The sequence below is a fragment of the Nocardia aurea genome (genome assembly GCF_003123685.1).
Lineage (GTDB): Bacteria > Actinomycetota > Actinomycetes > Mycobacteriales > Mycobacteriaceae > Nocardia > Nocardia aurea.
Genome location: NZ_QCYJ01000148.1, coordinates 1 through 3652, shown reverse-complemented (window position 1 = coordinate 3652; position 3652 = coordinate 1). Strand labels below are relative to the sequence as shown.

The window sequence follows — 3652 nt, the reverse complement described above, 5'->3', positions numbered from 1 at the left end:
TCCGCAACTTCTACTCGGTCTCGATCTCCGGCTACCACATCGCCGAAGCCGGCGCGAACCCCATCAGCCAGCTCGCCTTCACGCTCGCCAACGGCTTCACCTACGTCGAGGCGTACCTGGCCCGCGGCATGAGGATCGACGACTTCGCGCCCAACCTGTCGTTCTTCTTCTCCAACGGCATGGACCCCGAGTACAGCGTGCTCGGGCGCGTCGCCCGCCGCATCTGGGCGGTCGCGATGCGCGAGAGGTACAGCGCCGCCGAGCGGTCGCAGAAGCTCAAGTACCACATCCAGACCTCGGGCCGCTCCCTGCACGCCCAGGAGATGGACTTCAACGACATCCGCACCACCCTGCAGGCCCTGATCGCGATCTACGACAACTGCAACAGCCTGCACACCAACGCCTTCGACGAGGCCGTGACGACCCCGTCGGCCGACTCGGTGCGCCGGGCCATGGCCATCCAGCTGATCATCAACCGCGAGTGGGGCCTGGCGCGCAACGAGAACCCGCTGCAGGGCTCGTACATCATCGACGAGCTGACGGACCTGGTGGAGGAGGCGGTGCTGCGGGAGTTCGAGCGGCTGTCGGACCGGGGCGGCGTGCTGGGCGCGATGGAGACGGGCTACCAGCGCGGCCGGATCCAGGACGAGTCGATGCTGTACGAGACGCGCAAGCACGACGGCTCACTGCCCATCATCGGCGTCAACACCTTCCGCAACCCGCGCGGCGACGAGCCGCAGCCGCAGCAGCTGGAGCTCGCCAGGGGCACCGAGGAGGAGAAGAGGTCGCAGCTCGACCGCCTGCACGGCTTCCACGAGCGCAACCAGGGCGAGGCGCCGGCCGCGCTGGCCCGGCTGCGGGAGGTCGCCATGTCCGACGGCAACGCCTTCGAGGTGCTGATGGAGACGGCCAGGGTCTGCTCGCTCGGCCAGATCACCGACGCGCTGTTCGAGGCGGGCGGCCAGTACAGGCGGAACGTCTGACCGTTCGGCTCCGGCTCGTGCCGTACGGGCGGCGTCGCCTGTCAGGTCCTCCTGCCGACGCCGCACACCGCCAGCGACGATGCCGGGTCGTCGGCGAAGTCGATCGCGTCGGCCTCCTCGGGATGCCACTGCGACAGCCATACCAGGCCCGGCTCGACCAGCTCGAACCCCGTGAACAGCTCGGCGACCCGCTCCCGGCCGCGCATGGACAGGGGAACTCCCGTCCGGCCGTAGACCTCGACCGCCTTGTCCACGACGGCGCTGCGGGCGTCGCTGGAGCCGTGCGAGATGGCCAGGTGGCTGCCGGGGGCTATCGCGTCGCGGAACGTGGCGACGATGCCCCCGGGGTCGTCGCCGTCGGCGATGTGGTGCATGACCCCGACGAGCAGGACGCCGACGGGCTCGCTGAAGTCGATGACGCGCACCACGTCGGGGTGCTTCAGGATGGTCTCGGGATGGCGCAGGTCGCCCTCGACCACGGCCGTGGTGTCCGGGTCGACCGGCAGCGCCCGGACGTGGGTGAGCACGACGGGGTCCCGGTCGACGTAGGCCACGCGCGCCTCCGGCGCGACCTCCCGGGCCACCTCGTGCACGCTGCCGTAGGCGGGCAGCCCGGTGCCGACGTCGAGGAACTGGCGCAGCCCGGCGGCGGCCAGCCGCCGCACGACGCGCCGCAGGAACGCCCTGTTGGCCCGCGCGGCCGCGCGCACCTCAGGAGCGACCCGCAGCAGCTCCTCGGCCGCCTCGCGGTCCACGGCCAGATGGTCCTTGCCCCCGAGCAAGTAGTCGTAGAGCCGGGCGATGTTCGGCGTGTTCGGATCGAAACCCAGTGGTTCTCGCTCCAATCAGCGATCCCCCGATCAGACAGTGACGATCTTTTGCTGAGAGTCTACGGATTCGTCAGCCCTTTTGTGGAGTCCCCGTGGATTCGGCTGGAACTTCGTTCGTTTCGGCCGAAGTCCGGAAGGGGGCCCGGACGCCACGGGGGTGCAGGTGGATCATAGTGTGTCGGGTGTGAAGGATGACGCGGGGGTCCCGGTGCCCGTGCCCGAGACCGTGACGCGGATCGTGTCGCTCGTACCGTCGCTGACGGAGTCGGTGGCGGTGACGCTGCCCGGGGCCCTGGTGGGGGCGACCGACTGGTGCTCGCACCCCGCCGGTCTGGACGTCGCCCGGGTGCGGGGCACCAAGAGCCCCGACCTCGACGCGATCGGGCGGCTCGCCCCGGACGTGGTGCTGGCCAACGAGGAGGAGAACCGCGAGCCGGACCTCGCCGCCCTGCGGGACGCGGGCCTGGCCGTCTGGGTCACGCGGATCGAGACGCTGGACGAGGCGTTCGCCTCCCTCGACCGGATGTTCAGGCATGCCTGCCGGACCGCGAGGCCCGCCTGGCTCGACCGGGCCGAGGAGGTGTGGCGGGCACCGGCCGGGGGATCGCGCCGCTCGGCGGTCATCCCGATCTGGCGGCGGCCCTGGATGGTGGCAGGGCGCGACACGTTCACCGGCGACGTGCTGCGGCGGCTCGGCGTGGACAACCTGTACGCCGGCCACCCCGACCGCTACCCGAAGGTGCCGCAGGCCGAGCTGGTCGAGCGCTCGCCCGACCTGGTGGTGCTGCCGGACGAGCCCTACGCCTTCACCGCGACGGACGGCCCCGAGTGCTTCCCCGGCCTGCGCTGCGTCCTGGTCAGCGGGCGCGACCTGACCTGGTACGGGCCGTCGCTCGTCGAGGCGCGCGCCCGCCTGGAGATTGCCCTCGCCGGCTGAGCTCGCCGGTCAGGCGGTCGCGTCCGTCGTGGGCCGGGCGGTGAGCCGCGCGCCCGCGCCCGACGGGCCTCTCCTGGACTGGGGACCGGCGGCGAGCGCGGCGTCGACGGCCTCGGGACTGAGGACGTGCTCCATGACGATCACGGCGGTCCCCACGATCCCCGCGCGGCTGCCCAGCGAGCTGGTGGCGATCTCCAGGTTGCGGGTGGTGTACGGCAGGCTGCGGCTGTAGACGCTCTCGCGGATGCCCGTCAGGTAGTGCTCCCCGGTCTCCGCCATGTCCCCGGCCAGCACCAGGACGCCGGGGTTGAGCAGGCTGACCGCGGTCGCCAGCACGATCCCGAGCGTACGTCCCGCCTCCTGGGTGCGGGCGATGGCCGTGGGGTCGCCGGCGTGCACGAGGCGCACCACGTCGCGGCTGCTCCGCTGCCCCAGGTCGGTGGCGAGCGCGTGCCCGCTGGCCAGGGAGGCGACGCAGCCGCGCGAGCCGCACGTGCAGACCCGGTCGTCACTCTCGCGCAGCCGGACGTGCCCGATGTTGCCGGCGGCCTCCTCGGCGCCCCGGTAGATCCCGCCGTCCAGGATGACGCCGGTCCCGATGCCCGTGGACACCTTGACGAGGATCAGGGCGCGGGTCCGGCGCCAGGACGACCACCACTCGCCGAGCGCCATCGCGTTGGCGTCGTTCTCCACGAGGATCGGCACGTCGTAGTCGGACCGCAGGGCCTCGCCGATGAGGTGGTCGTCCCAGCCGGGCATCAGGAACGACCTGATCACCTTGCCGGAGGTGTGGTCCACCGAGCCGGGCAGGTCGACGCCGATGCCGCACACCTGGCTGCGCGGCCGGCCGGTCCGGTCGAGGAGCCGCTGGAACGCCTGCCGCACCCACGACAGGACGGCCT

General features: G+C 71.9%; 4 protein-coding genes. 2 read left to right on the top strand and 2 right to left on the bottom strand.

Annotated features, from left to right (window positions below):
* Window positions 1-983 (top strand): methylmalonyl-CoA mutase family protein (locus DAT37_RS37730; protein ID WP_232840245.1); only part of this gene is annotated, 983 nt, incomplete at its 5' end.
* A 41-nt stretch (window positions 984-1024) separates the two neighbouring features.
* Here the strand turns inward: DAT37_RS37730 and DAT37_RS37725 are convergent.
* Entirely contained in the window at window positions 1025-1828 is an 804-nt protein-coding gene (locus DAT37_RS37725) for an SAM-dependent methyltransferase (protein ID WP_109529743.1), read from the bottom strand.
* 169 nt (window positions 1829-1997) lie between these two features.
* Between DAT37_RS37725 and DAT37_RS37720 the strand changes: the two genes are divergently transcribed.
* Window positions 1998-2750: a helical backbone metal receptor gene (locus DAT37_RS37720; RefSeq protein ID WP_109529744.1), complete on the top strand. Its 753-nt coding sequence runs from the start codon at window positions 1998-2000 to the stop codon at window positions 2748-2750.
* Between the two features lie 9 nt (window positions 2751-2759).
* Here DAT37_RS37720 and DAT37_RS37715 read toward each other — a convergent pair.
* A partial coding sequence (locus DAT37_RS37715; protein WP_109529742.1) for an ROK family protein occupies window positions 2760-3652 on the bottom strand: 893 nt, incomplete at its 5' end.